Below are 3550 nucleotides of genomic sequence, written 5' to 3' on the forward strand. Positions count from 1 at the left end.
CCACCCGAACCGACACACCACAGCCAGCCAAGATCCAAATAGTGGAAGTGGCATTGCGCCCACACCCCACCGTGCCTACCTGCTAGACGACGACACCGTGGCGGATATCACCAGCCGCTATCCCACGCCACCGGCTCTACCCGCCCGGTCGGACGGGCCGCACACGGACCATAACCCCGACCCCAACAGTGCCCTGTGGACTGCCCTCACGGCAACACCGGACGGCGCCAGCGTGCCCGACCTGGTGACCGCCACCGGCCGGTCCCGTCGATGGGTGTACTATGCCCTACAGCAGCTCCAGGAAGCCGGCAAGGNGCGCCAGGCCGCGCCCGGCCGTTGGCACGCCNCCCCCCNCNGCCCATGACCCACCGTCACGGAACCGCCGTGCACACCCCCGTGCAACGCCGTGCACCCCGGCGTGCATGCACGGCCCTACGCGCGCGCGTGCGTGCGCGCCTACGCGCGTAGGCACCCACACACCCCCACCCGTGCACACCACGGCACATCGCCACAGACAGTCACATCACCGGGCGGACCCACCCCGCACCCCTACACGCGGGTAGGGCACACCCACACCCACACCGCGCACGCCCGCGCAGCGACCACCCCCGCCACACCGCACCCAACCCCGGGAACGCCGCCCGCTAGCACCACGCCCGNGACCAGGTAGCGGCAACACCCCATGCCCGCACCCCGCGCACCCCCGGTGATCTGAACAAACACAGCACGGTCGCGGTAGCCGTCCACCCCCGGGTGCCACGCGACCGNCCCGANCCNCCCCCGCCGACCCCCACCCGGCGCAACCGCAACCCCCCNCCGGTCGTCACGTGACGACCGGCGGGGGGTCAGGGAGCCGCGATGACCAGCACGCCGGACCACCCTGCCGACGAACCGGACGACGAACACACGGCGATCCGCCGCGCCGTATGGGCGATGCCCCCACTGACCGATGAACAGATCAACGCCCTCGCGGTGCTGCTCGCCACCATGCGGGACCATCCACGCCCCCGACCCCCCGACCCACCCCCCACCGACTGACCCCAACATGCGGCAGGCCCCCCGCACCGTATCCGGTGCGGGGGGCCTGTTCCTGTAAGCGTCTAGCAAGCGGCTACGGGCGTGGGGTCCGGGGGACGAGACCGATGCCACGGATCACTCCGCCGCTGGCCCGCAACATGGCCTCGTGGCATAGGGCGCACGCCAACGCCGTTTCTCTCCCATCGGAGACGATCACCAGTGCGGGTGCGGCACAACGGGGTGTCTCACACGTCGGCACGTCGCTCATCGCGCGTCCCCCGGTCCGGCCGTGACCAGATGCGCCCGTGTCTGCCTGCCGTAGCGCACGGTGAACCCCAGCGCGTCGAGCGTGGCCGCTACCGCGTAGGTCAGCACATCACCCACCCCGGCCGGGACGGGCCGATTCGCCGTGGGGATGGTGGCCATCCGGGGATGGGTAGCCCNCCCCAACGCCNCCCCCCGGTACGCACCCGTGCGCACCGGGACAAGCAGGNCCCCGCCGGTTGCCTCCCGCCCGGTAGTGTCCGCCACCGGCACCCCCGCCAGCACGAGCGCACGCGCTACCCGCACCGTGAGCAGCGCGGTAGCGTCCCGGGTCGCGCGCACCCTCCCCCCATGGTCATCGGTGAGCCGCGCGACCTGTTCGGACCACAGGCGATTAAACGCGAGATCATCCGGTGCGGAACGGCTCGTCAGCGTCCCGTCCGCCGCTACCACCCCGTAGCCGACGGCGCTACCGGGATGGTCATCCCCCGCCCGGACTGCGTCATACCGGTCCGCCCACGGGCCGGCAACCACCCGCCCGTCCACCACCGTCCAGAACGCCGGAACCGACGCCCGGTCGTGGCGGGCACGCGGTCCGCGCGTCGCATCCTGCGAGGGATCGGTGCGCCCCGCATGCGGCACGGTCGGCACCCACCCGCCGGACGCGAGGGGACCGTCCGGGACGGTCGGCGCGTCGTTCCCGGCGGTCGGGAACGGAAGTGGAAGGCCGTCGACGTGCGTGGTCGGTTGCCTCTGTTGCTACACCCGTTGCTACACCTCCCCATGATCGCTGCGGCGCCCCAGACTGTCGCGCTGGGCTTACCGGGTTGATCGTGTCGTCATGGTCGGTCTGGGGTTCCCGGATCCGGCTGGCCAGATCGGGGTGCGGCCCGTGACACCCGAAAACGTCCGCCATCGACGTATGGCAGCAGCCTCGCCGCCCCGGCTGGGTTAGGGCTTCCTCTCGTGGGGCAATGGCGGCCTCGTGACGGGGACCGTGCGTAGGAGCCGTTCCAGGCCGGTGTAGTCGCCGGGGTTGGTGGTGAACAGTGGAAGGTCCTCCGCGACCGCCGTGGCGGCGATCATCAGGTCCGCGGTCCGGCGGCGCGGTTTGCGGCCCGCGGCGACGACGGCCGCGGTCAGCCGGCCGTAGACCCGCGCCGCCTCGGCGTCGAACGGGATCGGATCGAACTCGTTCTCGGCACGTTGGAGGATCTCCATCCGCCGTGCCCGTTCCTCATGCTCGTCGTACAGGTCCTGCTCGTCGTTACGCCGCACCTGGTGTGGCCCGGCGGACAGCTCCGCCAGCGTCACCACGCTGATCGCCATCTCGTCCGGAAGCTCGGCCACGTTCACCCAGCGGCGCAGGATCAGGATGTTGGTATCCAGCAGGCCCTGCCGGACGGGCTCACTGGTCATAGGCATCCGTCGCCTCGTGGTCGGCCGCGGCCTCCTGGTCGGCGCGGAACGCCTCCAGGCCGGTGTCAGGTGCGTTGCGTGACATCGCGGCGAACTCCTGCCGCGAGACGAACCGGCGCCGGCGCCGGATCGGGACGAGCTGCCCGATCTGGTGACCATCCCGAGTGACCGTGAACGACTGCCCATGCTCGACGGCGTCCATGATCTCCCGCGACCTCGACCGCAGGTCCCGCTGCGTGATCTCAGGAGTGCTCACCACGCCAGCGTAGCACCCGGTGCTACAGCGTGCCGCGACGAAGATCCAGAGTCTGGCCAGGCGATGTTGACCGCCCGGCTTCGCCATACCGCCGTGTGCCTGCGGTCGCCTCCTGCACGAAAGACGCTATCCGCAGCGCTCAAGAATATTGCGGATCCGCCGGGCGCCTGGATGATCGTCGTCATACGCGGCTTCGACGATTCGACGATTCCCATTACCTGCCGCGTCAGGTCCTTCCTGCATTCGGCGGCCCCACGATCCGGCTATCCGGATGAGGCCGAGTAGTTTGCGCGTCAGCGATGCTGCTGTGAGCTACTCATCTACCTGATTCCGCCCAATTTGCCGGACGCCGTGAGGTGGTCCTGTGTCGCGTCCAACCAAACCCAACGAGCGCCAGCTCGCGGTTCTCCGCTGGATTGGCGACGGATGCCCGCCGCGAGATTGGCCCGACCAGAGCCACAAGCTCACCGCGCGGGTCTTGGAGGGACGCGGTCTGGTCCAGGTCAGTGATCATGCCGGCTTGCGCCGGCACCCTGTCCTGATGAGGATGTTGGTGCCGTCCGGTCCGACGTCGTCCCTCTGTGGTGCCTGCGA

At 70.2% G+C, this 3550-nt stretch carries 3 protein-coding genes; 1 reads left to right on the forward strand and 2 read right to left on the reverse strand.

The genetic code is table 11. From position 1 onward, the window contains the following. Positions 1-858: 858 nt before the first annotated feature. Positions 859-1038: a hypothetical protein gene (locus CED_RS20925; RefSeq protein ID WP_023842169.1), complete on the forward strand. Its 180-nt coding sequence runs from the start codon at positions 859-861 to the stop codon at positions 1036-1038. 1194 nt (positions 1039-2232) lie between these two features. Here the strand turns inward: CED_RS20925 and CED_RS20935 are convergent. Then, positions 2233-2706: a type II toxin-antitoxin system VapC family toxin gene (locus CED_RS20935; protein ID WP_011434616.1), complete on the reverse strand. Its 474-nt coding sequence runs from the start codon at positions 2704-2706 to the stop codon at positions 2233-2235. Continuing rightward, positions 2690-2959 (reverse strand): type II toxin-antitoxin system Phd/YefM family antitoxin, encoded by a 270-nt coding sequence (locus tag CED_RS20940; protein WP_011434617.1) that lies wholly within the window; start codon positions 2957-2959, stop codon positions 2690-2692. The genes CED_RS20935 and CED_RS20940 overlap by 17 nt, the downstream gene beginning before the upstream one ends. Positions 2960-3550 lie beyond the last annotated feature (591 nt).

It is taken from the genome of Frankia sp. CeD (assembly GCF_000732115.1).
Taxonomy (GTDB): Bacteria; Actinomycetota; Actinomycetes; order Frankiales; family Frankiaceae; genus Frankia; species Frankia casuarinae.